The organism is Sphingobium sp. SJ10-10 (assembly GCF_036038995.2).
Taxonomy (GTDB): domain Bacteria; phylum Pseudomonadota; class Alphaproteobacteria; order Sphingomonadales; family Sphingomonadaceae; genus Sphingobium.
In genome coordinates this window covers 1,816,337-1,840,901 of sequence record NZ_CP158132.1, presented here as the reverse complement: position 1 = coordinate 1,840,901, position 24,565 = coordinate 1,816,337, and the positions used below count along the sequence as shown (strand labels likewise).

At 63.9% G+C, this 24,565-nt stretch carries 20 protein-coding genes and 1 tRNA gene; 6 read left to right on the top strand and 15 right to left on the bottom strand.

All coding sequences use genetic code 11. From position 1 onward, the window contains the following. Positions 1-63: 63 nt before the first annotated feature. A complete protein-coding gene (locus VVT58_RS08840; RefSeq protein WP_327752746.1) occupies positions 64-924 on the bottom strand; it encodes a LysR family transcriptional regulator in 861 nt (286 codons plus the stop codon). A gap of 86 nt (positions 925-1,010) precedes the next feature. On the opposite strand from VVT58_RS08840, the gene VVT58_RS08835 reads away from it, so the two are divergent. Next, the gene (locus VVT58_RS08835) at positions 1,011-2,156 is read left to right on the top strand and encodes an isovaleryl-CoA dehydrogenase (protein ID WP_327752747.1); all 1,146 of its coding nucleotides are present in this window, start codon (positions 1,011-1,013) and stop codon (positions 2,154-2,156) included. Between the two features lie 106 nt (positions 2,157-2,262). Here VVT58_RS08835 and VVT58_RS08830 read toward each other — a convergent pair whose 3' ends face one another. Next, a complete protein-coding gene (locus VVT58_RS08830) occupies positions 2,263-2,601 on the bottom strand; it encodes a DMT family protein (RefSeq protein WP_327752748.1) in 339 nt (112 codons plus the stop codon). Positions 2,602-2,664: 63 nt separating this feature from the next. On the opposite strand from VVT58_RS08830, the gene VVT58_RS08825 reads away from it, so the two are divergent. Genes VVT58_RS08825 through VVT58_RS08810 form a run of 4 tightly spaced genes read left to right on the top strand, consistent with a single transcriptional unit; the run spans position 2,665 to position 7,534 of the window. Continuing rightward, complete coding sequence (locus VVT58_RS08825; protein ID WP_327752749.1) at positions 2,665-4,266, top strand: carboxyl transferase domain-containing protein; 1,602 nt, start codon at positions 2,665-2,667, stop codon at positions 4,264-4,266. A gap of 36 nt (positions 4,267-4,302) precedes the next feature. Further along, the gene (locus VVT58_RS08820; protein WP_327752787.1) at positions 4,303-6,249 is read left to right on the top strand and encodes an acetyl/propionyl/methylcrotonyl-CoA carboxylase subunit alpha; all 1,947 of its coding nucleotides are present in this window, start codon (positions 4,303-4,305) and stop codon (positions 6,247-6,249) included. After that, a complete protein-coding gene (locus VVT58_RS08815) occupies positions 6,249-6,701 on the top strand; it encodes a MaoC family dehydratase (protein WP_066555442.1) in 453 nt (150 codons plus the stop codon). Before VVT58_RS08820 ends, VVT58_RS08815 begins: the two co-directional genes overlap by 1 nt. Beyond that, positions 6,698-7,534, top strand: coding sequence for a CoA ester lyase (locus VVT58_RS08810; RefSeq protein WP_327752750.1), 837 nt, complete (start codon positions 6,698-6,700; stop codon positions 7,532-7,534). Before VVT58_RS08815 ends, VVT58_RS08810 begins: the two co-directional genes overlap by 4 nt. Before the next feature lie 150 nt (positions 7,535-7,684). On the opposite strand, the gene VVT58_RS08805 is transcribed toward VVT58_RS08810, so the two are convergent. After that, positions 7,685-8,611 carry a DUF2171 domain-containing protein gene (locus tag VVT58_RS08805; protein WP_327752751.1) on the bottom strand — a complete coding sequence of 309 codons (927 nt, stop codon included), beginning with the start codon at positions 8,609-8,611 and terminating at the stop codon, positions 7,685-7,687. A 233-nt stretch (positions 8,612-8,844) separates the two neighbouring features. Here VVT58_RS08805 and VVT58_RS08800 point away from each other — a divergent pair. Then, positions 8,845-8,920: transfer RNA gene (locus VVT58_RS08800), tRNA-Ala, on the top strand. A gap of 204 nt (positions 8,921-9,124) precedes the next feature. Here VVT58_RS08800 and VVT58_RS08795 read toward each other — a convergent pair. The 12 genes from VVT58_RS08795 to VVT58_RS08740 form a co-directional block, all read right to left on the bottom strand. Next, the gene (locus tag VVT58_RS08795; RefSeq protein ID WP_327752752.1) at positions 9,125-11,272 is read right to left on the bottom strand and encodes a TonB-dependent receptor; all 2,148 of its coding nucleotides are present in this window, start codon (positions 11,270-11,272) and stop codon (positions 9,125-9,127) included. A 155-nt stretch (positions 11,273-11,427) separates the two neighbouring features. Further along, entirely contained in the window at positions 11,428-12,477 is a 1,050-nt protein-coding gene (locus tag VVT58_RS08790) for an NADP(H)-dependent aldo-keto reductase (RefSeq protein ID WP_327752753.1), read from the bottom strand. 120 nt (positions 12,478-12,597) lie between these two features. Further along, positions 12,598-12,921: a hypothetical protein gene (locus VVT58_RS08785; protein WP_066555462.1), complete on the bottom strand. Its 324-nt coding sequence runs from the start codon at positions 12,919-12,921 to the stop codon at positions 12,598-12,600. A gap of 106 nt (positions 12,922-13,027) precedes the next feature. Beyond that, positions 13,028-14,197 (bottom strand): DNA glycosylase AlkZ-like family protein, encoded by a 1,170-nt coding sequence (locus VVT58_RS08780; RefSeq protein WP_327752754.1) that lies wholly within the window; start codon positions 14,195-14,197, stop codon positions 13,028-13,030. 55 nt (positions 14,198-14,252) lie between these two features. Continuing rightward, positions 14,253-15,902, bottom strand: coding sequence for a Glu/Leu/Phe/Val dehydrogenase dimerization domain-containing protein (locus VVT58_RS08775; RefSeq protein ID WP_327752755.1), 1,650 nt, complete (start codon positions 15,900-15,902; stop codon positions 14,253-14,255). A gap of 26 nt (positions 15,903-15,928) precedes the next feature. Continuing rightward, positions 15,929-16,306 (bottom strand): Hpt domain-containing protein, encoded by a 378-nt coding sequence (locus VVT58_RS08770; protein ID WP_066555468.1) that lies wholly within the window; start codon positions 16,304-16,306, stop codon positions 15,929-15,931. After that, the gene (locus VVT58_RS08765) at positions 16,303-19,113 is read right to left on the bottom strand and encodes a response regulator (protein ID WP_327752756.1); all 2,811 of its coding nucleotides are present in this window, start codon (positions 19,111-19,113) and stop codon (positions 16,303-16,305) included. Before VVT58_RS08765 ends, VVT58_RS08770 begins: the two co-directional genes overlap by 4 nt. Continuing rightward, positions 19,110-19,835, bottom strand: coding sequence for a tetratricopeptide repeat protein (locus tag VVT58_RS08760; protein ID WP_327752757.1), 726 nt, complete (start codon positions 19,833-19,835; stop codon positions 19,110-19,112). Before VVT58_RS08760 ends, VVT58_RS08765 begins: the two co-directional genes overlap by 4 nt. Positions 19,836-20,039: 204 nt before the next feature. Next, on the bottom strand, positions 20,040-22,355 hold the full coding sequence (locus VVT58_RS08755) for a xanthine dehydrogenase family protein molybdopterin-binding subunit (RefSeq protein WP_327752758.1): 2,316 nt from the start codon (positions 22,353-22,355) through the stop codon (positions 20,040-20,042). Continuing rightward, complete coding sequence (locus tag VVT58_RS08750) at positions 22,352-23,338, bottom strand: xanthine dehydrogenase family protein subunit M (RefSeq protein WP_327752759.1); 987 nt, start codon at positions 23,336-23,338, stop codon at positions 22,352-22,354. The genes VVT58_RS08755 and VVT58_RS08750 overlap by 4 nt, the downstream gene beginning before the upstream one ends. Beyond that, positions 23,335-23,841 carry a 2Fe-2S iron-sulfur cluster-binding protein gene (locus tag VVT58_RS08745; protein WP_327752760.1) on the bottom strand — a complete coding sequence of 169 codons (507 nt, stop codon included), beginning with the start codon at positions 23,839-23,841 and terminating at the stop codon, positions 23,335-23,337. Before VVT58_RS08745 ends, VVT58_RS08750 begins: the two co-directional genes overlap by 4 nt. Positions 23,842-23,916: 75 nt before the next feature. Beyond that, positions 23,917-24,351, bottom strand: coding sequence for a MarR family winged helix-turn-helix transcriptional regulator (locus VVT58_RS08740; RefSeq protein WP_327752761.1), 435 nt, complete (start codon positions 24,349-24,351; stop codon positions 23,917-23,919). Between the last annotated feature and the right edge of the window lie 214 nt (positions 24,352-24,565).

Below are 24,565 nucleotides of genomic sequence, written 5' to 3'. Positions count from 1 at the left end.
CGGATCTCATTTCCGTCATCCCAGTTTTCGCTGATCAACATCCACTTTTGGCCATTTCCCGTCTTACGCCTTTAACGCTGTCTCCAACGCCTTCAGCACCGGCGTTCCCTGAAGCGCCGCCGCCCGCGGGCCATAGAGAAACCCCACCCGCCGCCGCTCGCTGAAATCCTTGAGCGCCACTCGCGCCATGCCGGGCCAGCGATAGCTGTCGGGCATGACCGTAATGCCCAGTCCCGAGGCGACCATCTGCATCACCCGCTCGTCATTGGTCGAGCGGAAGGCGAAATGGGGGCGGACGCCGCGATCGACGAAATAGCGGCTGGTGGCCGAAAGCGCTTCGCAATGGCGGCGGACGATCATGGTTTCCGCTGCCAGTTCCTCTGCCGCAGCCATCTCTCGCCCCGCCAGCCGGTGATTGTCGGACATGGCGATGCCATAGCCTTCCTCTATGATCGTCTGCGGGACGAAGCGGTCCACGCCCGGCCGGATCAGGGTGAGCGCCACGTCGATCCGCTCCGCATCCAATCGCCCCAGCAATTCGCGCTCACTGCCGGGGATGAACTCGATCCGGCCCCGTTCGGCGGGCGCGCAGCTTGCGATCGCGCGGGCCACCGCATCTCCCGATATGCTCAGCAGCACGCCGATGCGCAGCACGGGCGCCTGCTCCGCTTGCTCTCCTGCCAGTTCGGCCAGGTTGAACTCACGCTCGATCCGCCGGGCATGGGTCAGCAACCGTGCCCCGGCCTCGGTCAGTTCGACGCGCTGGTTGCTGCGCAGGAAAAGCGGCGCGCCCACGGCTTGTTCCAGCTTGGCGATGCCGACCGACAGCGTGGGTTGCGATACCAGGCAATGCGCGGCGGCGCGGGAGAAATTGCCCTGGTCGACGACAGCCAGGAAATAGCGCAGGAGATAGCGTTCGATCATAGACAGAAACTATACACTCTGCCGCGCCGTTTCAATTTTTCTTGAAGCTCGTTGAACGATAGGATGCGCGCCAAGGAGAGCCTGCCATGACCGATTTCGATTTCGCTCTGGGCGAAAATGCGGAGATGATCCGCGAAACGACCGCGCGCTTCGCCGCTGACCGCATCGCTCCGCTGGCGGCGGAGATCGACGCCAAGGATTGGTTCCCGCGCGATCTGTGGCCGGAAATGGGCGCTTTGGGTCTGCATGGCATCACCGTGGATGAAGCTGACGGCGGCCTTGGCCTCGGCTATCTCGAACATGTGGTTGCGCAGGAAGAGGTGGCGCGGGCGTCCGCCTCCATAGGTCTCAGCTATGGCGCGCATTCCAATCTTTGCGTCAATCAGATCTGCCGTTGGGCCACGCCGGAGCAGAAGGCGCGCTATCTGCCCAAGCTGATTTCCGGCGAGCATGTCGGATCGCTCGCCATGTCGGAAGCGGGTGCGGGGTCCGACGTCGTCTCGATGAAGCTGCGCGCCGAAAAGCGCGGCGACCGCTATGTCCTTAACGGCACGAAATTCTGGATCACCAACGCCACCTATGCCGACACGCTGGTCGTCTATGCCAAGACCGGGGAAGGCAGCCGAGGCATCACCGCCTTCCTGATCGAGAAGGATTTCGCGGGTTTCTCCATCGGCCAGAAGATCGACAAGATCGGCATGCGCGGTTCCCCCACCGCCGAACTGGTCTTCGACGATTGCGAGGTGCCGGAAGAAAATGTGATGGGGCCGCTCAATGGCGGCGTCGGCGTGCTGATGTCGGGCCTCGACTATGAGCGGGCGGTGCTGTCGGGCATCCAGCTTGGCATCATGCAGGCCTGTCTCGACGTGGTGCTGCCCTATGTGCGGGAACGCAAGCAGTTCGGCCAGCCGATCGGCGCCTTCCAGCTTATGCAGGCCAAGGTCGCGGACATGTATGTCGCGCTCAATTCGGCGCGGGCCTATGTCTATGCGGTGGCGCGAGCTTGCGACCGGGGCAAGACCACCCGCTTCGACGCTGCGGGCGCGATCCTGCTGGCGAGCGAAAATGCAATGAAGGTTTCGCTGGAGGCGGTGCAGGCGCTGGGCGGGGCGGGCTATACCAAGGACTGGCCCGTCGAGCGCTATATGCGCGACGCCAAGCTGCTCGACATCGGCGCGGGAACGAATGAAATCCGCCGCATGTTGATCGGCCGCGAACTGATCGGCGTGTGAATGTGATCCTATCATCGCCCAAGCCCGTTACGTGTTCCTGCGAAGGCAGGAACCCAGTTCAGACGGCGGGACTAGGCTCCTGCCTTCGCAGGAGCACGCCGCGCTCTTATGACCGCCCCACGAACAGGAAACCCACCGCTGCCATGATGCAGAGGAAAGCGGCCAGGTGGCGCCAGTGCAGCGGTTCGCCCAGCACCGTCACCATGAAGCCGCCGAAGATCAGCAGCGCGATGGCCTCCTGCGCGATCTTGAGCTGGCCCGCGCTCCAGCCGCTGGCAAAGCCGATGCGGTTGGCGGGCACGGCGAAGCAATATTCGACGAAAGCGATGCCCCAGCTGATCATGATGACGACAAACAGGGGTTTATTCATCCCGCCTTTCAGGTGCCAGTACCAGGCGGTGGTCATGAACAGATTGGATATAGTGAGGAGCAATATGGTGGGCATGTATGACCTCGGGCGCGCTGACGATCCGTCCTGTGGCACCGTGGGTGGGGGGAAGGCAAGGGCATGAGCGCGCCGACACTGGACACGAAGCTGAGCGCGGAGGCGGAGGCGTTTCGCGCCAATGCCGACCATAACCGCGCGCTGCGCGACGAACTGCACGCCAAGGTCGCGACGGCCGCGCTCGGCGGCAGCGAAGCGGCGCGGGCCAAGCATGTGGCGCGCGGCAAGCTGCTCCCCCGCGACCGGGTGGAGCGGCTGCTCGATCCGGGCAGTCCGTTTCTGGAGGTGGGACAGCTTACCGCCAACGACATGTATCATGGCGAAGTGCCCGGCGCTGGCATGATCGCGGGGATTGGGCGAGTGTCGGGGCGGCAGGTGATGATCGTCTGCAACGATGCGACGGTGAAGGGCGGCACCTATTATCCGCTGACCGTGAAGAAGCATCTGCGCGCGCAGGAAATCGCTTTGGAGAACCGGCTCCCTTGCGTCTATCTGGTCGACAGCGGCGGCGCGAACCTGCCCAACCAGGCGGAGGTCTTTCCCGACCGCGAGCATTTCGGCCGCATCTTCTACAATCAGGCGCAGATGTCGGCGCGCGGCATCCCGCAGATCGCCTGCGTCATGGGAAGCTGCACGGCGGGCGGCGCCTATGTGCCCGCCATGTCGGACGAGACGGTGATCGTGCGCAATCAGGGCACGATCTTCCTTGCTGGCCCGCCGCTGGTGCAGGCGGCGACGGGCGAAGTCATCTCCGCCGAAGACCTTGGCGGCGCGGAGGTCCACGGCCGCCGCTCCGGCGTGGTCGATCATGTCGCGGAGAATGACGAACATGCGCTGACCATCGTGCGGGACATCGTTTCCACGCTCCAGCCAGCGCCGGATATCGACCTGAACCTGCGCGAACCCAAGGCGCCGAAATATGATCCGGAAGAGCTTTACGGCATTATTCCGCAGGATGTCCGCGCGCCCTATGATGTTCGCGAGGTGATTGCGCGGATCGTCGACGGCAGCGAATTTCACGAGTTCAAGGCGCTTTACGGCACCACGCTCGTTTGCGGCTTCGCGCATATCTGGGGGATGCCGGTGGCGATCCTCGCCAATAATGGCGTGCTGTTCAGCGAGAGCGCGCAGAAGGGCGCGCATTTCATCGAACTGGCCTGCCAGCGGCGCATTCCGCTGCTGTTCCTCCAGAATATCTCCGGCTTCATGGTCGGCGGCAAATATGAGGCGGAGGGGATCGCCAAACATGGCGCCAAGCTGGTGACGGCGGTGGCGACAGCCAGCGTGCCCAAGATCACCGTGTTGATCGGCGGCAGCTTTGGCGCGGGCAATTACGGCATGTGCGGTCGCGCTTATGGGCCGCGCTTCCTCTTCACCTGGCCCAACAGCCGTATTTCCGTGATGGGTGGCGAGCAGGCGGCGAGCGTGCTGGCGACCGTCCACCGCGACGCGGCGAAATGGTCGCCGGAGGAGGCCGAAGCCTTCAAGGCGCCGATCCGCCGGAAATATGAGGATGAGGGCAATCCCTATCATGCGACTGCGCGGCTGTGGGACGATGGGGTGATCGACCCGGCCCAGACTCGCGATGTGCTGGGTCTGGCCTTTGCCGCGACGCTCAACGCTCCCGTCGAGGAGGCGCCCCGCTTCGGGGTGTTCCGGATGTGAGGGGGAGAAACCATGACGGACAGTTGGGAGAGGCCGGTGCTTAAATCGCTGCTTATAGCCAATCGCGGCGAGATTGCCTGCCGCATCATCCGCACCGCTCGGCGTCTCGGTGTCCGCACCGTCGCGGTCTATTCCGATGCGGATGCGAAAGCGCTCCATGTCCGGGAAGCCGATGAAGCGGTGCATATCGGTCCATCCCCGGCGCGGGAATCCTATCTGATCGGTGACCGCATCATCGCCGCCGCCAAGGCTACGGGCGCGCAAGCCATCCATCCGGGCTATGGCTTCCTGTCCGAAAATGCGGCCTTCGCCCAAGCGGTGATCGACGCCGGTCTCATCTGGGTCGGTCCCAATCCCGCCAGCATCACCGCCATGGGCCTGAAGGACGCCGCCAAGAAGCTGATGGCCGACGCAGGCGTGCCGGTCACGCCCGGCTATCTGGGCGAGGATCAGGGCGCCGAACGCCTGAAGGCCGAAGCCGACGCCATCGGCTATCCCGTGCTGATCAAGGCGGTCGCGGGCGGCGGCGGCAAGGGGATGCGGCGCGTCGACGCGCCGGAGGCCTTTGCCGACGCACTGCTCTCCTGTCAGCGGGAGGCAGCCTCGTCCTTCGGCAATGATCAGGTGCTGATCGAGAAATATATCCTCTCGCCGCGCCATATCGAGGTGCAGGTGTTCGGGGACAGCCATGGACAGGTCGTCCATCTGTTCGAGCGCGACTGCTCGCTCCAGCGCCGCCACCAGAAGGTGATCGAGGAAGCTCCCGCCCCAGGCATGGACGCAGCGACCCGCGAAGCCATTTGCGGCGCGGCGGTGCGCGCGGCGCAGGCGGTGGATTATGTCGGTGCAGGCACGATCGAGTTCATTGCCGACGCCAGCGAAGGCCTGCGCGCCGACCGCATCTGGTTCATGGAGATGAATACCCGCCTCCAGGTCGAGCATCCGGTGACGGAGGAGATTACCGGCGTCGATCTGGTCGAATGGCAGCTCCGCGTCGCGAGCGGCGAGCCGCTGCCGAAAAAGCAGGAAGAGCTGTCGATCAACGGCTGGGCGATGGAAGCGCGCCTCTATGCCGAAGACCCCGCCAAAGGCTTCCTGCCGAGCACGGGAAAGCTGGAGAGCTTCACGATCCCGCATGCCATAAGACAAACGCAATGGCGGGACGAACGTGGAACTGCAGAACTATCGACCGATTATGACGTGCGCCTGAGAATCGAAACGGGCGTATCTCAAGGTGATGAAATTTCCCCGTGGTACGATCCGATGATCGCCAAGTTGATCTGCCATGCGGAAACACGGCAGGAGGCTCTTATCGGCCTTAGCAAAATGTGCTGGGACAGCCGGATATGGCCAGTGAAGACCAATGCGTCCTTCCTTGGGACACTGGTCGTCATGCCTGATTTTGCGCGCGGCAAGATCGATACCGGCTTCATTGAAAGGCATATGGATGACACGGCTTACGAGGTCGAGCCGCCACAATGGATGCTCGACCAGGTGGCTGAATATTTTGCGGAACGACTCTATCCAAAGGCGTCCGGTCCCAGAGGGCTGCGTCTTAACGCAAGCCCACAAGGCGAGGTCCGATTTTCCGATCAGATAGCCCAGTATAGTGGACGATGGGATAGCCGGATCGGTTACGATCAGCGTCTCTATCCTCTAATCCAAGATGATGGCGATGCAATATTTGTCACCTTGCAGGGCAAAACATGGCGTTTCGTGCCCGCCCGGACTCTGGGCACGGTTGGGGGCGCCGCGTCCGACGGCGCGATCCTTTCCCCCATGCCGGGACGGATCATCGCGGTTTCCGTTGCCAAGGGAGACAATGTCGCCAAGGGTCAGAAACTGGTCACGCTGGAGGCGATGAAGATGGAGCATAGTCTGGTCGCGCCCTTTGACGGGGTGGTGGCGGAACTGGACGCGGCCGAAGGCGGCCAGGTCAGCGAAGGCACGTTGCTGGCGCTGGTCGAGCGGGGAGAGGATTGATGGCGGGCCGCTATTATGACGACTGGCGGATCGGTGACCGGATTGCCCATGAAATCCGCCGCACGGTGACCGAAACCGACAATCTGCTCTTTTCGACCATGACCCATAATCCCCAGCCGCTGCATCTGGATGCCGAAGCGGCCAAGGCGTCCGAATTCGGTCAGATTCTGGTCAACGGCACCTTCACCTTCGCGCTGATGGTGGGGTTGTCGGTGGGGGATACGACTTTGGGCACGCTGGTCGCCAACCTCGGCTATGACAAGCTGGTCATGCCCAAGCCGGTCTTCATCGGTGACACGATGCGGGCGGAGAGTGAGGTGACCGACCTCAAGGAAAGCCGTTCGCGACCCGAAGCGGGGATCGTGACATTCACGCATCGACTCACTAACCAGCGGGACGAAATCGTCTGCCAATGCCTGCGCATGGCACTGTTGAAGAAGAGGCCTGCATGAAGCTCCGTTCGCTGCTTTTCGTTCCCGCCGACCGCCCCGAGCGCTTTGCCAAGGCTGCGGCCAGCGGCGCCGATGCGATCATCCTCGACCTTGAAGATTCGGTTGCGCCGGAACGCAAGGCCTATGGACGGGAGGCGATTGCGGAATGGCTGGCGTCGCCCCGCGATGGCGTGGCCTTCGTCCGGGTGAATCCGTTGGATGGCGATCACACCCGCGCCGATCTTGCCGCCGTGCTGCCCGCGGCGCCCGACGGGATCATGCTGCCCAAGGCGGAAGGGGCGGCTGGCGTTCAGGCGCTGATCGCTTTGGCCGATGGCGCGAATGTCCCGCCGATCCTGCCGATCGCGACGGAGACGCCCGCCGCCATTTTCGAGCTGGGGACGTTCCGCCAGGTCCGCGAAAAGCTGGCGGGCCTGACCTGGGGGGCGGAGGATCTGCCCGCATCGGTCGGCGCTTCGACCTCCCGTGAGGAGGATGGCCGTTATACCGCGCCCTTCGAAATGGCGCGCAGCCTGACGCTGTTCGCCGCCCATGCCGCCGGCGTCCCGGCGATCGACACGGTCTTCCCCCGGATCGAGGCGATGGATGATCTCAAGGCCTATATCGGGCGGGCGCGGCGCGACGGCTTTACCGGCATGATGGCGATTCATCCGGTGCAGGTGGCCGCCATCAATGAGGGCTTCACCCCCAGCGAGGCTGAAATCGCGCGGGCCAGGGCCGTGGTCGAGGCGTTTCAGGCCAATCCCGGCGCCGGGGTGCTGAAACTGGACGGCAAGATGATCGACCGGCCCCATCTCATCCAGGCGCAGCGCGTACTGGCAGCGGCGGAATAAAAAAGGCCCGGCTGAGGGCCGGACCTTTCGTTGTTTTTTTTGCCGTTATCGGCTGTTTCCGCCGATTTCGGGAAACTCCGGAGCGCGCCGCCTGATCCATGCAGGTCGCGCGCTCCTGAAGATCGTCAGAGCTGTCTCGATCCTGCGGGATTACCGATAGCGGCCCTTTTCATAGGTCGAAACGCTGCTGTCGCTGTCATGGCGATTATCATCCTCCTCGCGCGACCCGAACAGAGCCTGCTGTTCGCGCTCGGCGCGCCAGGCCGTCTGGGCCTGGTCGGCGGTTTTCTCCAGCGTGACCTTCTGCGCATCGACCGATCGAATCCAGGAGGAGGGGATCGAATGATGGACGCCGCCCGATGCCTGATCGTTCTTGGTCAGGATGATGCGGTCACCGCGCAGCTTGTCCACGGTGCCGACATGCTCGCCATCGCTGCCGACGACTTCCATATGTTCGCGGACCTGCTGGACAGCCTGGCGTTGCTCGCCGCGCCGGGCGCGCCAATTGCCGAATTCATTGTTGAAACGGTCGCGATTCTCGTTCCGATATTCGGCATAATCGCGGTCCAGCTCGTTGATCCGCTGCTGGCGCCAGGCATAATAATTGGCGTCATGATGTTCGCCATAGTCGTGGTTCACGCCGAAACCGCGCACGCGATAACCATGATCCTCGCTGCCGTAGCCGCTGCGTTCGCCGGTATAGGGCGCATAGCCCCGATTGGGCAGGTAACGGCTGGAATTGGAGGCCGAGGCATAGCCGATGCGGCTGCTCTGATCGCGCGGGTCGCCATAGGGACGGTTGTAATAATCGTCATATTCACGGCGGCGCTCCGCCTCTTCGTCTCCGAACCAGCTGCGGATTTCATCGCCGGCGCGGTCGAAAAAGCCGCGTTCGTCAGGATCATAATCGTCGGGCAGGCGCCTTGACCCCGGACCGCCGAACTGGCCGCGCGTGCCATAGCGATAGCCGCGATCGTCCCGCCAGTCGCGTTGCGCGCGGTAACGGTCGGCATCGCGATCCCGGTCCGTCCAGTTGCGATCGCCGTCACCATAGCGACCTCCGCCTTGGTAACCCATTGTCCGTCTCCTTATCTGCTTTTTCACGGCGTCCAATAACGATCGCCGTCACCGCACCAATGAGCATGCAGCCGCATCGTTCCGGGCGTTACGCAGGAGTAATGTCCCGCCTTTGCCCCGGTAGATCGAGAGCGCCGTGTGACCGAGAAGATCGGTCGGAGGCATTGTCTTTTTTTGCGCAAAAAGACCGTTGCATGGGTGCAATCGCTCGCTTATAGGCAGCGCTCCTTTTAGGGGCCGTAGCTCAGCTGGGAGAGCGCGTCGTTCGCAATGACGAGGTCAGGGGTTCGATCCCCCTCGGCTCCACCAATTTTCCTCTAGGGCACAGAAGTCCTGGAGGTCCAGCATTTCCGTATCCTGCCAAGGCCTCGACAGCCAAGCATTGTCCTCGTGATGATCGAGCTTTCTGCCATTCGCGTCAGCCGCTGGAGCCATTGGCGGCTGGAACGCGAAACCGCCCTCAGGCTTGTCTGCCCGCTATGATCCCGATCATCCGGAGGGCGCACAGGGCCATCAATAGGTGAAGCGAACGTTGAACAATATGGTCGCCGGATCGGGAAAATTTTTATAATAGACGCCCGTTGAAGGGGTGTAGGTAGAACCGACCGGCTTGTCGGCGCCCAATATATTCCTGGCCTGTACGCCGACCTGGAATCGTTCGTCGGGCAGAACCCAGTTGACCGAGCCGTTGACGAAGGTCTGGCCCGGCACATGGTCCTGCGGACGGGCGAGCGCGTTTGCGTAGAAACCGCTCTGATATTGGGCATTGGCCGACAGGCGCAGACGGCTGCCGCTATCGCCCAAGGGCAGGTCATAGGTCGCGCCGCCCGACAGCGAATATTTGGGCGCGTTGATAAGCGGGTTGCCGTCCGCATTCACGCCCGCGCCGCCCGCGCCCTTATAGTCGTCGTAGATCGCCTTCAGATAGCCGCCCGACGCCTGGACGCTGAAGCGATCCGACAGGCGCAGCTCGTTTTCCAGCTCGACGCCCCAGCTATGAGCCTTGCCGGCATTGCCGCGCCGCGAGCCGACATAGGCGGGATCGTAGAAGGAGACCTGAAGATCCTTATAGTCATTGTAGAAGACGGCAAGATTGCTGCGCAGCGCGCTGCCGAACAGCGTCGCTTTCAGGCCGCCTTCATAAGTCGTCACCTTCTCGGGATCATAAGGCAGGGTGGCGAGGTCGAGCCGGGTTGCGCGATTGTCGAAGCCACCCGATTTGAACCCGCGCGACCAGGTCAGATATTGCAGCAGATTGGGCGTCCATTGCGCCTGCAACGACAATTTGGGGGTGATCGCATGCCATGTCTTGTCCGCCTCGCCGGCGATCGACTGGGATACTACATTGCGGTTATTGTCGATCACCTTATTGTCGAAGACGAAGCGCTTCTTCTCGATCGTGCCGCGCACGCCCGCGGTCAGGCTGAATATGTCGGTCGCCTTCCAGGTGCCTTCGCCGAAGACGGCATAGGCGTCGGTATAGGTGATATTGTGCGCCCGCAGCCTGCTGACGGGGGCAGTGGCCACGGCGCCGGTGCGGCTGAAGCCGTCGCGTTCGACGAAAAAGCGTTCGTGGAGGTAGAAGAGGCCGCTGGTGAAGCTCACATCACCGAACTCGCCGTTCAGTTGCACCTCCTGGCTCACGAACTTGTCGTTATAATGGATGAGGTTCTTTTGAATGAGCGCCGCCTCGCCGTCATTATCATAATAGACGGGATTGAGGTTGAAGCCCCCGACCGCCGTGATCGATTTGATCGAAAGGGCGGGGGAGAGGGTGTAGACCAGCCGCAGCGAACCGCTTTGCGCGTTGAGATGCTGGAGCGGTTCGACCTCCGAATAGGAACGGCGGCGGCTGAACGGGCCGGGCTGGTTGACCGGCACATAGGAGCGGCTGTCGCTGCGGTCGCGGGTGACGTTGACGGTCAGCAGCGCATCCAGCCCCTCGATCCCGGTGAAGCGCAGCTTGCCGCGCCAGCCGTCCAGATCGATGCGGTTCACGTCATGGCCCAGCGTCGGGTCATAGGTCACGCCATCGCGCGAGCGGTGGATATAGCTGATGCTGCCCGACAGCGCGTCGCTGACGATCGGTCCGCTGACCAGCGCCCGCGCCTGCACATCGTTGAAGCTGCCATAGCCCAGTTCGGCGGTGACATGGGTGGTGTCGTCGGGATCGCGAGTGATGATGCGCAGCGCGCCGGCGCTGCTGTTGCGGCCGTACAGCGTGCCCTGCGGTCCGCGCAGCAGCTCGACCCGCTCCAGATCGACAAATTCGCTCATCGATCCGATCTGGCGGGGCACATAGACGTCGTCGACATAGACGGCCAGCACCGGCTCCTGGATCGGATCGCTCTCCCCCACGCCGCGCAGCGAGAAGGTCTGGGTCGTGTGGCTGATCGAGGCGCGCGAGACGAACAGATTGGGCACCTGTCCGGCCAGATCGCGGACGTTGCTGATGTTGCGTTCCTCCAGCCGGTCCGGCGTGAAGGCGGAAATGGCGATGGCGGTCTTTTGAAGATCGGTGGCGCGCCGTTCGGCGGTGACGATGATCTCCCCGCTCGCCGCATTATCCTCGGCGGCCGGTGCCTCTTCGGCCAGAGCCGGAGTGACGGCGGCGATCGCGAACAGCGCGACATTGCAGAACAGCAGATGATTGATGTGCATATTGCCCCTTCCCGAAAAATCCTTGGGAGGGGCTTAGGAACGGAGGATCGTTCGTGACCAACGCGTATTGCGCGGCGATCTATGGCTTCTGCCAAACTGTTGAGCGGGGCTTCACGATCGTCACGCCGCTCAAATAATGGCCTGCTTGATGGGACTCAGGGGCAAGGGTCGGGCAGGTCGCGATGGATCGCTTCGATCGCGGCCAGCGCATCCTCTTCCAGTTGGACGCGGATGCTGCCGATGTCGATCTTGAGCTGATCCAGCGATGTCGCGCCGATGATCGTGGAGGTGACGAAGGGCCGGCTGTTGACGAAGGCCAGCGCCAGTTGCGCGGGGTCCAGCCCATGGGCCTGCGCGATGGCGACATAGCGGGCCGACGCCGTCGCCTGGCCGGGCAGGTCGTAGCGCACGAACTGGCGGCTGACGTCGCGGCGCGATCCCCTGGGGATTTGCCCGCCCAGATATTTGCCGGTGAGATTGCCGCCCGCCAGAGGGGAATAGGCAAGCAGCGACACCTGTTCGCGCAGCGCAAATTCCGACAAGCCATATTCGAAGGTGCGGTTGAGCAGATTATAGGCGTTCTGGATCGACGCGACGCGCGGCAGCGCCTTTTCCCGCGACAGGCGAAGATATTCCGACACCCCCCACGGCGTTTCATTGGAGACGCCGAAATGGCGGATCTTCCCCGCCCGCACCAGATCGGCCAGCGTGCCCAGCGTTTCCTCGATCGGAACCGTTTCGGCCGTGTCGGCCAGCCGGGTCAGCCCGCGCACCCCGAAGGCAGGCACTGGCCGGTCGGGCCAATGCACCTGATACAGATCGATATAGTCGGTGCGCAGCCGGCGCAGGCTGTCCTCCACCGCCTGCTCGATATTGCGGCGGTCGAGCCGGTTGTTGCCGCCGCGAAACTCCCGCACCGGATCGCGCGTGGGACCGGCGACCTTTGTGGCGAGCACGATGTCATCGCGGCGGCCGCGGCTTGCGATCCAGTTGCCGATATAGGTTTCGGTCAGGAACTGCGTTTCGCGGGCCACTGGCGTCACCGGATAGGCTTCGGCGGTGTCGATGAAATTGACGCCCTCGCCAAAGGCATGGTCGAGCTGCGCATGCGCCTCCGCCTCGCTATTCTGCGAACCCCAGGTCATCGTGCCCAGGCAGATCAGGCTGACTTTGATCCCGGTGCGTCCCAATATGCGATATTCCATGGCCGATCCCTATCCAGATTTCGGCCCCTCCATAACGGCTGACGAAGGCGGGTCACTCAAGATAATTTGATAGAGCGTTGAGCGCGGCTGCTTTGAAGCCCGCCGGTGGCGCCGGCCGGCTCAGTTGTCGCAATATTCCCAGCGGCCCGCATTGCAGGCGGCCACTGCGCGGCGCCAGGCCGCCATCTCGCGGGCATAATCGGCGCGGGCTTCGGCATAGGCGTCGCGGTCGCTTTGCCGCACGCGATAGCTTTGCCTGTTCCTGGCGTCGCGCTCGCGCACATAGGCGAGCTGCTGCTGGTTCATTCGCTTGATGATCGCGCTGTCGCGTGCCCGCGCCGCGGCGCTGCGCATCGTGGGATCATGCGGATCGTCGGCCAGCGCCGCACCCGGCAATAACGACGCACCCATCATCACCGCGCAAATGAAAGAACCAAGCTTCATGACCATGCGTCCCCTTTTTTCTTGCACCAGCTATTTGCGCGGCGGCCGGAACAAGGCAACCGATTTGCGACGAGCGGCGGTCCGGGCGCCCGCCTGCAAGCGAAAGTCATGGCGCGAGTGGATGGACCGCTTCCAGGTTCAGCCAATTCGCCATCTTGGCCAGTTCGGACCATAAGGCGTCGCGGCTATGATCGGGGGCATCGGGTTCGAGGTGGACCGATTGCACGATCAGCCTGGACGCATGGCGATCCGCCTTGAGGTCCACCCGCGCGACCAATTGGTCGCCCAGCAGGAAGGGCAGCACATAATATCCATGCAGCCGCTTCTCCGCCGGAACGTAGATTTCTATCCGGTAGCGGAAGCCGAAAAGCCGCTCGGCCCGGTCGCGCTCCCAGATCAGCGGGTCGAACGGCGCGAGCAAGGCCTGCGCCTCGATCCGCCGTGGTCGGCGGGCGTCGCGGTGCAACCAGGCATGTCTCCAACCGGGCACGTCCACCGGTATCAAAATGCCTTCTTCGGCAAGCGCATGGATGGCGGGGCGGGCTTCCTCGGGCGATTGGCGGAAATAGTCGCGCAGTTCGCGCCCGGTCGCGATTCCATGCGCCGCTGCTGCGCGTTCGATCAGGGCACGGTGCGCCTCGGCCTCCGTCGGGGTCGGCAGGGCGAGGATGCTCTCCGGAATGACCCGCTCGGTCAGGTCATAGACCCGCTCGAAATTGCGGCGGCGGGTGGCTGTCGTGATGTGTCCTGCCCAGAAAAGCCATTCGAGCGCCCGCTTGGTGTCGCTCCATTCCCACCAGCCCGACTGCCCCTTATGCGCTTCGAAGTCCGATGTCGCCAAAGGGCCGTCCACTCTGATCCGGTCGAGCAGCGCCATCGCCTCCGCCCGCCGCTCGGTCGCGTAGAGGCGCATCCGGCCCCACCCAGCTTCGCCGCGATCGGCCTGCGCCATGCGCCAGCGCAGGAAGGGGTGCATGGCGAAGGGCAGCAGAGATGCTTCATGCGCCCAATATTCGAACAGCTTCCGCCGCCGGCCCGCACCCCAGGCCAGAGTGTCGAGATCGGCACGGTCATAGGCGCCCAATCGCGAAAATGCCGGCAGATAATGCGCCCGCGCCAGAATATTGACGCTGTCGATCTGATGCAGGTGCAGCCTGTCCAGGATTCGCTGGAGATGGATGGGCCGCGGAGTTTCGCTTCGCTTGGCGCCAAAGCCTTGGGCTGAAAAGGCGATGCGCCTCGCCAGCGGCAGCCCTATACGCTCGATCTTTGTCACTGGCACAGGCTAAAGGGCGCTGCCGACGGTGACAATCCCAAACCCGCTATGCCTCTCAAGGGAACAGGCCGCGCAAATGATTGGCCGCGCCGACACGGCTCAAGGCCTCGATCATGGCGGCGGTGCGCAGGTCGACCTTCTCCGCCTGGGCGCGGCGCTGCGTGCGGGCCAGGGCGTCGGTCAATATGTCGCGCATGCGCATGTTGATCTCCTCCAGCGGCCAGGTCAGGTTCTGAAGCCCCTGCACCCATTCGAAATAGGATACGATGACGCCGCCGGCATTGGCCAATATGTCGGGCAGCACGATGATGCCGCGCGCTTGCAGCATGTCGTCGGCCTCCAGCGTCGTGGGGCCATTGGCGCCCTCCGCCACGATCCGGCAGTTGATCCGCGAGGAATTTTCGGCGGTGATCTGGTTCTGCAAGGCGCAAGGCGCCAATATGTCGCAATGCAGTTCCAGCAGGTCGCGGCTGGGAATGATCTCGCCATAGGGGCAGCCGAAAAGCTGCCGGTGCTGGCGGACATGGTTTTTCAGCAGATCGATCGGCAGCCCCTTGGGGTTGTGCAGCGCCACGCTGACGTCGCTGATGCCGATGATCTTCGCTCCGGCTTCGGCCAGGAAGGTGGCGGCATGCATCCCGACATTGCCGAACCCCTGCACCACCGCGGTCGCGCCGTTGAGGTCGAGGCCGATCTGGCGGCAGGTTTCGCTCACCAGATAGGCGAGACCGCGCCCTGTCGCTTCGTGACGGCCCAGCGATCCGCCCAGCACCACCGGCTTGCCCGTCACGACCGAAGGGACGGAATAGCCGACATGCTCGCTATAAGTGTCCATGATCCAGGCCATGACCTGCGCGTCGGTGCCCATGTCGGGCGCGGGAATGTCCTTGTCGGGGCCGATCATGCCGATGAATTCCGACGTGTAGCGGCGGGTGAGCCGTTCCAGCTCGTCCTTGCTGAGCGCGGCGGGATCGACCCTGACCCCGCCCTTGGCCCCGCCGAAGGGCAGTTTCGCGAGGGCGCATTTCCAGGTCATCCACATGGAGAGGGCAGCGACTTCGCCCAGGCTGACGTCGGGATGATAGCGCAGGCCGCCCTTGGTCGGCCCCATGTTCAACACATGCTGTACCCGATAGGCGAAGACGGTTTCGACCTGATCGATGCCGTCGCGCTTGAAGGGCAGGGCGGCGATCTGCGTCCGTTCGGGAAACAGCAGGCGTTGCCGGATATTGGGGTCCAGCCCGGCGATATGGGCGGCCTTCAGAAATTGTTGCTGGGCGAGGTGGAGCATGGCGGACGACCATTCCGCCCCGCGCGCATGGGTCCGTTCCATCGCATAGTGGATCGATCGGATCAGCGTCGCGCTGTTGATGCCGTCCTTGAGCAGATAATCCTCCGCCCCGCCTTCCACGGCCTTGCTGGCTAGCCCCACATCGTCCATCGCGCTCTGGACGATGACGGGGATGCGCAGGTCATGCGCCCGGACGCGATAGAAGGTGTCGAGCGCCGTGCTGTCCGGCAGCATCAGGTCGAGCAGCACCACATCGATCCCGCCGACCTCCAGCCGTTCCAGCGCCTGTCCCAGCGTGCCGGCCAGCACGGTTTCGAACACCGGATTGTCGGATCGGCCGAGCAGCTTCTCGATCAGCCGCGAATAGACCGGATTATCCTCGACCAGCAGGACGGTGATGCGTTTGTGCGTCATGGCGTTTCACCTCAAGTCTTGAGACCTCATGAATCTTGCGTGTTCCTGGCTTGATCCGAATTGCGTCCGCCGAGCCGCGCGGCCAGTTCTGCGAGCAGCCCTTCGATTTCGAAGCGCAACAGGTTCCAGCCGTCCTCCACGTCCCGGAAATTGCTGTCCGCGCCCATTTCTTCCAGGCGGAAAGCCGCGGCCCCCGCCTCGGATGCCGCGAAGATATGCGCCGATCCTTTCAGGCTGTGCGCGGTGCGCTGAAGCTCCTGCGCGTTCCGTCCGTCGATCGCGGCGCGAACCTGCCGCATCATCTCCGGGCATTCGTCGATGAAGACGCCTGCCAGTTCGATCAGCAACTCCTCGTCGCCGTCGGCATTCTTAAGCGCCTTGGTCCAATCAAGAAGCGTGCTCATGGCCCGGACCCTTCCTCGCTATGGGGCTTCGCCGCGCTGGCGAACCGCCCCTCCACAACCTCGTAGAAATCCTCCGCCCGCAGCGGCTTGGAGATATAGTCGTCCATCCCCGCATTCAGGCAGCGTTCGCGGTCGCCGCGCATCGCATGCGCCGTCATGGCCACGATGGGGACATGATCCCCGGTGCCGCGTTCCCGTTCGCGAATGGCGGCCGTGGCCTGGAACCCGTCCATCACCGGCATCTGCACGTCCATCAGCACCACGTCGAAACGATCCTGCGCCAGCGCCTCGACCGCCTGCGCACCGTCCCCGACGATTTTCACCCAGTGCCCGCGCTTTTCCAGCAGGCGGAGCGCGAGGCGCTGGTTGACGGCATTGTCCTCCGCGACCAGCACATGCAGCGACGGGCGGTCGTGAGGCGCCGGCTCGGGCAGAACCGTTTCCTCGCTCACCGTCACCTTCAGCACGGCGAATATGGCCTCCAGCAGTTCGGACTGGCGTATGGGCTTCAGCAGGAAGGCGGCAATGCCGGTCGCCCAGGTGCGGCGGGCCATCTCGTCCTTCTGCGCGGAAGAGAGCATGATCACCGCCGGACGGTCGGCCTCGCTGCCTCGCGCAATTTCCTTTGCGACGGCAAAACCGTCCATGCCCGGCATCATCATGTCGAGCAGCACCAGCCGCAAGGGACGGCCTATCCCGGCCGCGTTGCGCAGCGCGGTCAGCGCCTTCGGACCGCTCTCGACCACCAGCGGCTTCATGCCCCAGCCGCGGATCATCTCGTCCAATATGCGGCGGTTGGTGGCATTGTCGTCGACGATCAGCACCGGCAGGCCGTGCAGCGAGGGCGGTTCGGCTGGCTGGCTGGCCGGTTCGCCCTGCGCCAGCGCGAAGGGGATGGTGAAGTGAAAGACGCTGCCCCGGCCGATGGTGCTATCCAGTTCCAGCCGTCCGCCCATCAACTGCACCAGTTGCGAGGCGATGGTGAGGCCAAGGCCCGTGCCGCCGAAGCGGCGGGTGAAGGAGGTGTCGGCCTGGGAAAAGGCTTCGAAGATTAGTTTCTGCTTGTCCGCCGCTATGCCGGGGCCGGTGTCGCTGACCGCGAAGTGCAGCCGGGCCTGCTGCCCCTCCATCCATTCGACCGCCACATCCATCACCACCTCCCCCCGTTCGGTGAAGCGCAGCGCGTTGCCGACGAGGTTGATCACCACTTGTCGCAGCCGGTGCGGGTCGCCCTCCAGCGCGTCGGGCACGCCGAGCGCGACATGGCAGGCGAGTTCGATCCCCTTTTCGGTGGCGCGCCCGGCAAAGGCCTGCAAGGTGTCGGCCAGCTCGTCGCGCAGGCTGAAGGCCACATGTTCCAGTTCCAGCCGCCCCGCCTCGATCTTCGAAAAGTCGAGAATGTCGTTGATGAGATGGAGCAGCGCGTCCGCCGATTGCGTGATCATGGTCAGATATTCGCGCTGTGATGCGGACAGCCTGGTATCGCTCAGCAGTTCCGACGCGCCGATGACGCCGTTCATGGGGGTGCGGATCTCATGGCTCATATTGGCGAGGAACTGGCTCTTGGCGCGGGTCGCGTCCTCCGCCCGGTTCTTGGCCGCGCGCAATTCGGTTTCGGATTCCTCCAGCTGGATCGTCCGTTCTTCCAGCCGCATGTTGACGCCGCGCAGCTCCGCCGTGCGCTGCGCCACCACCTGTTCGGTGCGCGCCCGCTGGTTGGCGAGCGAAATGAGATAGATGAAGAGGATCAGGGTGACGGCCAGGCCGCCGGCCAGCGCGATGGTGGGCGTGGTTGCCGCCCGCTTGTCGCCATAGGCGCCGGTCGCCGCGGTATAGATGGTGAAAACGCTGTTGCCGATGACCAGGGAGCTGGAATGGAACAGGTCCGAATCCATGGCTGGACCGGCGCCGGGCCGCCGCTTCGTCTTGCTTCCGGGCGCCATGATCGACAGCAGCACCCGCTGCGCCGCCGGGGCGGAGGAATCGAGCAGATAGAGGTCTACGCCCTTCCTGGGCATCAGATCGATCGCGCCCTGGATCACGTCACCGATGCGCAGCACGGCGACCACAAAGCCGGTGAGATGCGCGCGCCGCTGATCGACGGCGATCTGCTCCCCGCCGTCATAGACCGGCGCGAAGACGGCGATGCGGGGCGTATCGTCGCCCATTTGCGGCATGCGGATATGGGCGGCGGCGGCGATCTCGCCGCTGTCGCGGGCGGCCAGCATCGCCGCGTGCGCGAACGGGTCAGATCCCCAGTCGAAGCCCAGCATCTCAGGTGCGCCGCCCAGTGCGGATTCCGCGTAGAATATCGGGAAATAGGCGTCGCGCCGCTCCGCTCCGACGGTTGCCCCATGGGCATTGAGCTGGGTGAACCGGAAAGTCCCGCCATTCGCGCCTGCGCCCTTATCCTCCCACGCCTTGCGCTCGCCGCTGGGCACATAGGGTACCCATTGGACGGAATCGAGGCTGGACAGCCCGGTCAGATAGACGCTGGCAAAGGCCTTGAACTCGTCCGGGCCGACATCTTCCGACGCCTGATAATAGCCCAGCAGAGCCCTGATCACGCTGGTTTCCGAGAAGAATTGCCGCTTGATGCCTTCAGCGCGCTGCTCGGCCTCCAGGGTGAATTCGGTTTCCGTGGACCGGCCCTGTTCAATGACGAGCCATTGCCATACGCCCACGGTCAGCAGCAGGCTGACGACCCCGACCATCAGGGCGAACCAATATTTCACGCCACCTTTCAACCAGTTCCCGGAACCGGTTGCCGTTGGCGCGGCGGCGGGAAGGGGGGCAGGTTCGTTCATGACTGACCGCCCCTTGCAGGAACGGGCTGCCATTCGCGGACCTGACGCTGCGCCTCCGCAATTTGCGCGGGCGTCATACTGCGCGACAGACGGTCCACATTCTGGTTTGCCTTGGCGCGGAGCGATGGCGTGCGGGCGTTGGCCTGGCCCAGCGCGAACCATTTATACGCCGCTACCGGATCACGAGGCACTCCCTGGCCGCCGCCGTAGATAATGCCGAGTTGCACTTGCGCGTCGGCATTGCCCTGGGATGCGGCGCGTTCGAACCAATAGACGGCCTTTAGCTGATTCCTGGTGACGCCCCGGCCGATCATGTAGAGGACCGCCAGCGTGAATTGCGCGCCGATATGCCCTTGTTCGGCGGCCCTGGTGTACCATCGCGCGGCCTCCACCAGATCCTGCTCGACGCCGAATTCGCGCAGATAGATTTCGCCCAGATTGAACTGGGCGTCCGCCACCCCCAGCGCCGCGGCGCGGCGAAACCATTTCATCGCTTCCTTATAATCCTGCCCCGCGCCCTGACCGCGAAGATACATGCGGCCAAGGCTGTTCTGCGCGCGCGGATCGCCATTATCGGCCAGCGACTGAAACAGGCGCATGGCATTGGCATAGTCGCCGCGCCTGTAGGCGGCGGCGGCGTCCTCGAAGGGGCCCGCCAGGCATGGAAGGGAGAAAAGGAGCAGGCCAACCAGCGGCGCTCGCCAGACACAAAAAGGGGCCAAGGCGACAAACGCGCTTCCCCCCTTTCTTCGGGGTTCCGTTTTTCCGCTCCGGCCCCACATGACGGCACCTTTCCGGCATATCGTGCCGGATCGAGTCCAGAATGGACGAGCAGGGACCATATTAACGCAGATAGGGCGGGAAGGCTCGATCTTTCAGAGGGCCGGTGCGGCTATGCGTCCAAAGGCGCATTTCCAAACAGACTCTTAGGGCAGAAGCTTGTCGAGCGTGATTGGCAGGTCGCGCACGCGCTTGCCGGTAGCATTGAAGACGGCATTGGCGACAGCCGCGGCAACGCCCGCCACACCGATTTCTCCGATTCCGCGCGCGCCCATCGGCGCGCGTGGATCGGGGATGTCGGTCCACAGCACGTCGATCTCCGGCACGTCGAGATGAACCGGGACATGATAGTCGGCAAGCGAACCGCTCATGATCCGCCCAGTGCGTTCGTCGAGCAGCGTTTCCTCGGTCAATGCAAGACCCAGGCCCATGATGATCCCGCCGCGAAACTGGCTGGCGGCCGTCTGCGGGTTGAGGATGCGGCCGCAATCGAAGGCGCCGACGATCCGCGACACCCGTACCTCGCCCGTCACCTGGCTGACCTTGACCTCGCAGAAAATCGCGGAGGTGCTGTGCATCGCGAATTTCAACATTTCCAGCGGTGGTCCGCTCTGGCCGGTGGCGCTCACGCTTTTGCGTCCCGCGCGCTTCAGGATCGAGGCGTAGCTTTCGTGACGCGAGGGGTCTCCGATTTTCCGGAGGCCGCCATGGGCCGTTTCGACCTCGCCTGCACGGAGACCGGCAAGCGGGGTATCGTTGCCGGCCAACCGGATCAGTTCCGGGATCAGCTTCGCGCTCGCGGCGGTAATGGCCGCGCCGAGCGATGCCGTCTGGGACGAACCGCCCGCCATGCTGCCGAAAGGCAGGCTGGAATCGCCGATCTCCACGGTGACGTTTTCCAGCGGCAGGCCCAGCCGGTCGGCGGCATGCTGGCGCTGCACGGTCGTCGTGCCCATTCCCATTTCATGGGCGGCGCTGGCGACCGTGGCATGGCCGCTCTCGTCGATCGTGATCCGTGCCGCCATGCCGGGCATGCGCGCATAGGGAAAGGTGCCGCTGGCGCAGCCCATGCCGATCAGCCATTCGCCGTCGCGTTTCATCGCCGGTTCGGCCGATCGCCGGTCCCATCCGAAGCGTTCGGCGCCCATGGCATAGGCCTGCATCAGGTCGCTCTGGGAATGAGGAGCGCCGGATATGGGCGCGCGATGCGCGACATTGCGGCGACGCAGTTCGATGGGATCGAGGCCGATGGCGTGGGCCAATTCGTCCATCGCACTTTCCAGCGCGAAGGTGCCCACGGCTTCTCCCGGCGCGCGCATGAAGCTGTTGGCGAGCAGGTCCAGGTCGATATGGCGCTGCTCGATCTTGAAGGTCTCGGCGGCGTAGAGCGTGCGGCCGGTCATGCTGAACTGCTCGTCGCAGACGCTGTGCAGGGGTTTTACGGAATAGCCGGTATGGATGAGCGCCTTCAGCCGGCCATCGCCATCGGCGCCCAGCGCGAAGCGTTGTTCCGTCGCTGAGCGTCCGCCGATGAGGCGGTGGATGGACTTGCGCGACAGCACGATCCTGACCGGACGCCCGGCGAGCCGCGCCGCCGCTATCGCCAATATCTGGTGATCCCATAATCCCTTACTGCCAAAGCCGCCGCCCACGAAGGGAGACAGCACCCGCACCTGATCTTCCTTGAGGCCGAAAATCTTGGCCAGGGACCCGGCCGTCGCGTGGATCATCTGCGTCGCGTCATGGACCAGAAGCCGGTCGCCGTTCCACTGGACCGTGGCTGCATTCGGCTCGATCGGATTGTGATTCTGCCAGGGCGTGCGATAGACCGCATCGACCTGATGGGCTGCCCCGGCCAGTGCCGCTTCGGCGTCCCCGATGGTGACGGGATTTTTTTCGATCAGGATGGAAGGCGGGGTCCGCGCCCCGGCCTTGCCGTCCTCGAATCGCGTGCGGGCGGAGGCGCGCTGATAGGTGACCGCGATCAGGCTGGCTGCGTGATCCGCCTCTTCCTGCGTGTCGGCCAGCACGACCGCGACGACTTGCCCGTTCCAGTGGATAGTGGCGTCCTGCATGACGGGCAGGATATTGTTGCCAGCCGCTTTCAGGTTGGAAATGCCGATTGCCGGCGGCACCGCCATTTTCGGCGCATTATGGTGCGTCATCACGAGCCGGACGCCGGGCGCGGCCTCGGCGGCGGCCATGTCCAGCCGCCCGATCGTGCCCTTGGCGATCGTGGAATGAACGAAGGCTGCGAACAGCAAGCCGTCCAGCGGAATCTCCGCGGCAAAGCGCGCCGCGCCACGCACTTTTTCGGGACCGTCCAGGCGCGGCTGTTGCGTCCCCAGCGTCACGCGCTTCTCGATCAGCGGATCGGGCCTGCCGCCTGGCAGCCAGCCGGCGGGAACCTGGCCCAGCACCGCGCGGACGCCGCCGACGATGGCATTTTGCAGCTTGCTCATGCCCGCTTCTCCGCCAATTCGCCAAGGACGGCGGTCAATGTGCGGCGGAGAAGGTCGGGCTTGAAGCCATTGCCCGCCAATGTCCGGGCCTCGACGAGTTCGGCGTCGGCCGCCTCGCGAAATGCCGCTTCGGATGGAGCGCGCCCGCGCAAGATCGCTTCGGCCCTGAGAGCGCGCCATGGCTTGGGCGCTACGCCGCCAAATGCCACACCAATGCCATCGATGACGCCATCCTTCACGTCGAGAATGGCGGCAACCGATATCAGCGCAAAAGCGTAACTCGAACGGTCCCGCACTTTGCGATAGGTCGAATGGATCGCGGCCGGCAAGGGCGGCAGGCGGATGGCGGTGATGAGGTCGCCCGGTTCCATCACGGTTTCCAGATCGGGGCGATCGCCGGGCAAGCGGTGAAAATCCACGATGGGGATCGTTCTTTCACCGCTGGTGCCCATGACCTGCACATCCGCGCCAATCGCCGCCAGCGCCACGCACATGTCCGACGGATGGGTCGCCACGCATTGGTCGGAGCCGCCCAGGATCGCGTGATAACGGGTGAAGCCCTCTATCGCATCGCATCCGCTGCCGGGCTGGCGCTTGTTGCAGCGGGCGCCCTCCGGATCGTAGAAATAGGCGCAGCGCGTGCGTTGCAGGATATTGCCGCCGACCGTCGCCATGTTGCGGATCTGGCTCGATGCGCCCGACAGCAGCGCGCGCGATAGAAGGGGGTAGCGCGTCCGTACCGCCGGATGCGCGGCCAGCGTGCCGTTGCGTACCGACGCCCCGATCAGCAGCCCGCCATCCTGCGCCTCTTCAATGGCGGCTGGCAAGCCGGTCAGATCGACCAAGGCGCTCGGTTTCTCCACATTCTGCCGCATCAGGTCGACCAGATTGGTGCCGCCGCCCAGAAAACGCCCCGCGCCGTTCGCGCCCTGGCGCATCGCGTCCACGACATCCCCCGCGCGCCCATAGGAAAAGGGGTTCATGCGTCCGCTCCCGCCATATAGTCTTCGATCGCCTCGACGATCCCGTTATGCGCGCCGCAACGGCAGAGATTGCCGCTCATGCGCTCCCGGATTTCTTCGCGCGTCAGGAGGGGAGCCGCCGAAAGATCGGCCGTCACATGACTGGGGTCTCCGCGTCCGGCTTCCTCAAGCATGGCCAGGGCCGAACAGATCTGGCCCGGCGTGCAATAGCCGCACTGCAATCCATCATGCCGGATGAAGGCTTCCTGCAAGGGATGGAGCCCGCCATCCTCCTGCCCCAGCCCCTCGATCGTGCGGACCTCCCGGCCATCGACCTGCACCGCCAGGGTGAGGCAGGACAATATGCGCTGATCGTCGACCAGCACCGTGCAAGCGCCGCAAGCGCCCTGGTTGCACCCCAGCTTCGTTCCGGTGAGGCCAAGGCGGTCGCGCAGCAAGTCGAGCAGGGAAACCCGCGGGTCCGCGGGCACGGCATAGTCGGAACCGTTGATTATTATCGCCATCGCGCATCTCCGATCGTTTTCGGCGCCCACGCAGGAACAGAAGCCTGCCCAGAGATACTGCGAATTTCGTAGTATTCAAGGTTCGCTCGACGCAATTTTTTCCGTCAGGCGGATCAATTGCTCCTGTTCCTCCCTGTCCAATGCCCGGAGCATCCAGCGGGAAGTTTCCCGATAGGCCGCGATATGATCGTCGACCACATTCCCGCCCTTCTCGGTCGCGCTGAGGGCGACTGAGCGGCGATCGTCAGCGGGACGGCGGCGTTCGATCAACGCCTTGCGGACCAATCGGGCGGTAGCCGACGACATGGTCGTGATCGCCACGTTGAGATAACGCGCGACATCGCTCAGGCCGCAGCCGGGATGGTCCCGGACATAGATCAGCGTCTGCGCATCGAGCGGATTGAGCGCATTCTCTGCCGCTGCCGCCGCCTCCGCGACTTTGAAGCGCCGCGTGAATGTGCCGAACGCCTGCGTTAACTGGTCGACTTGGGACTGGGTAGGTTCGGTCATGGGCATGCGATCACAATTGAGAGAACTGCGCCTATCATAGCGGCGACCATATCTCCATGTCATAGAACCGAAATGTCATAGAACCGAACGGGCGGGATCTTTTCGGCGGACATGGCGTTCCCGAGCTTCTGGCATCGCCGATTTTACAAGGAAGAGGAAACGCAGCTTTCGCCCGAATAACGGCAATATTCGTCCGGCGGGTGAGGCATTCTGA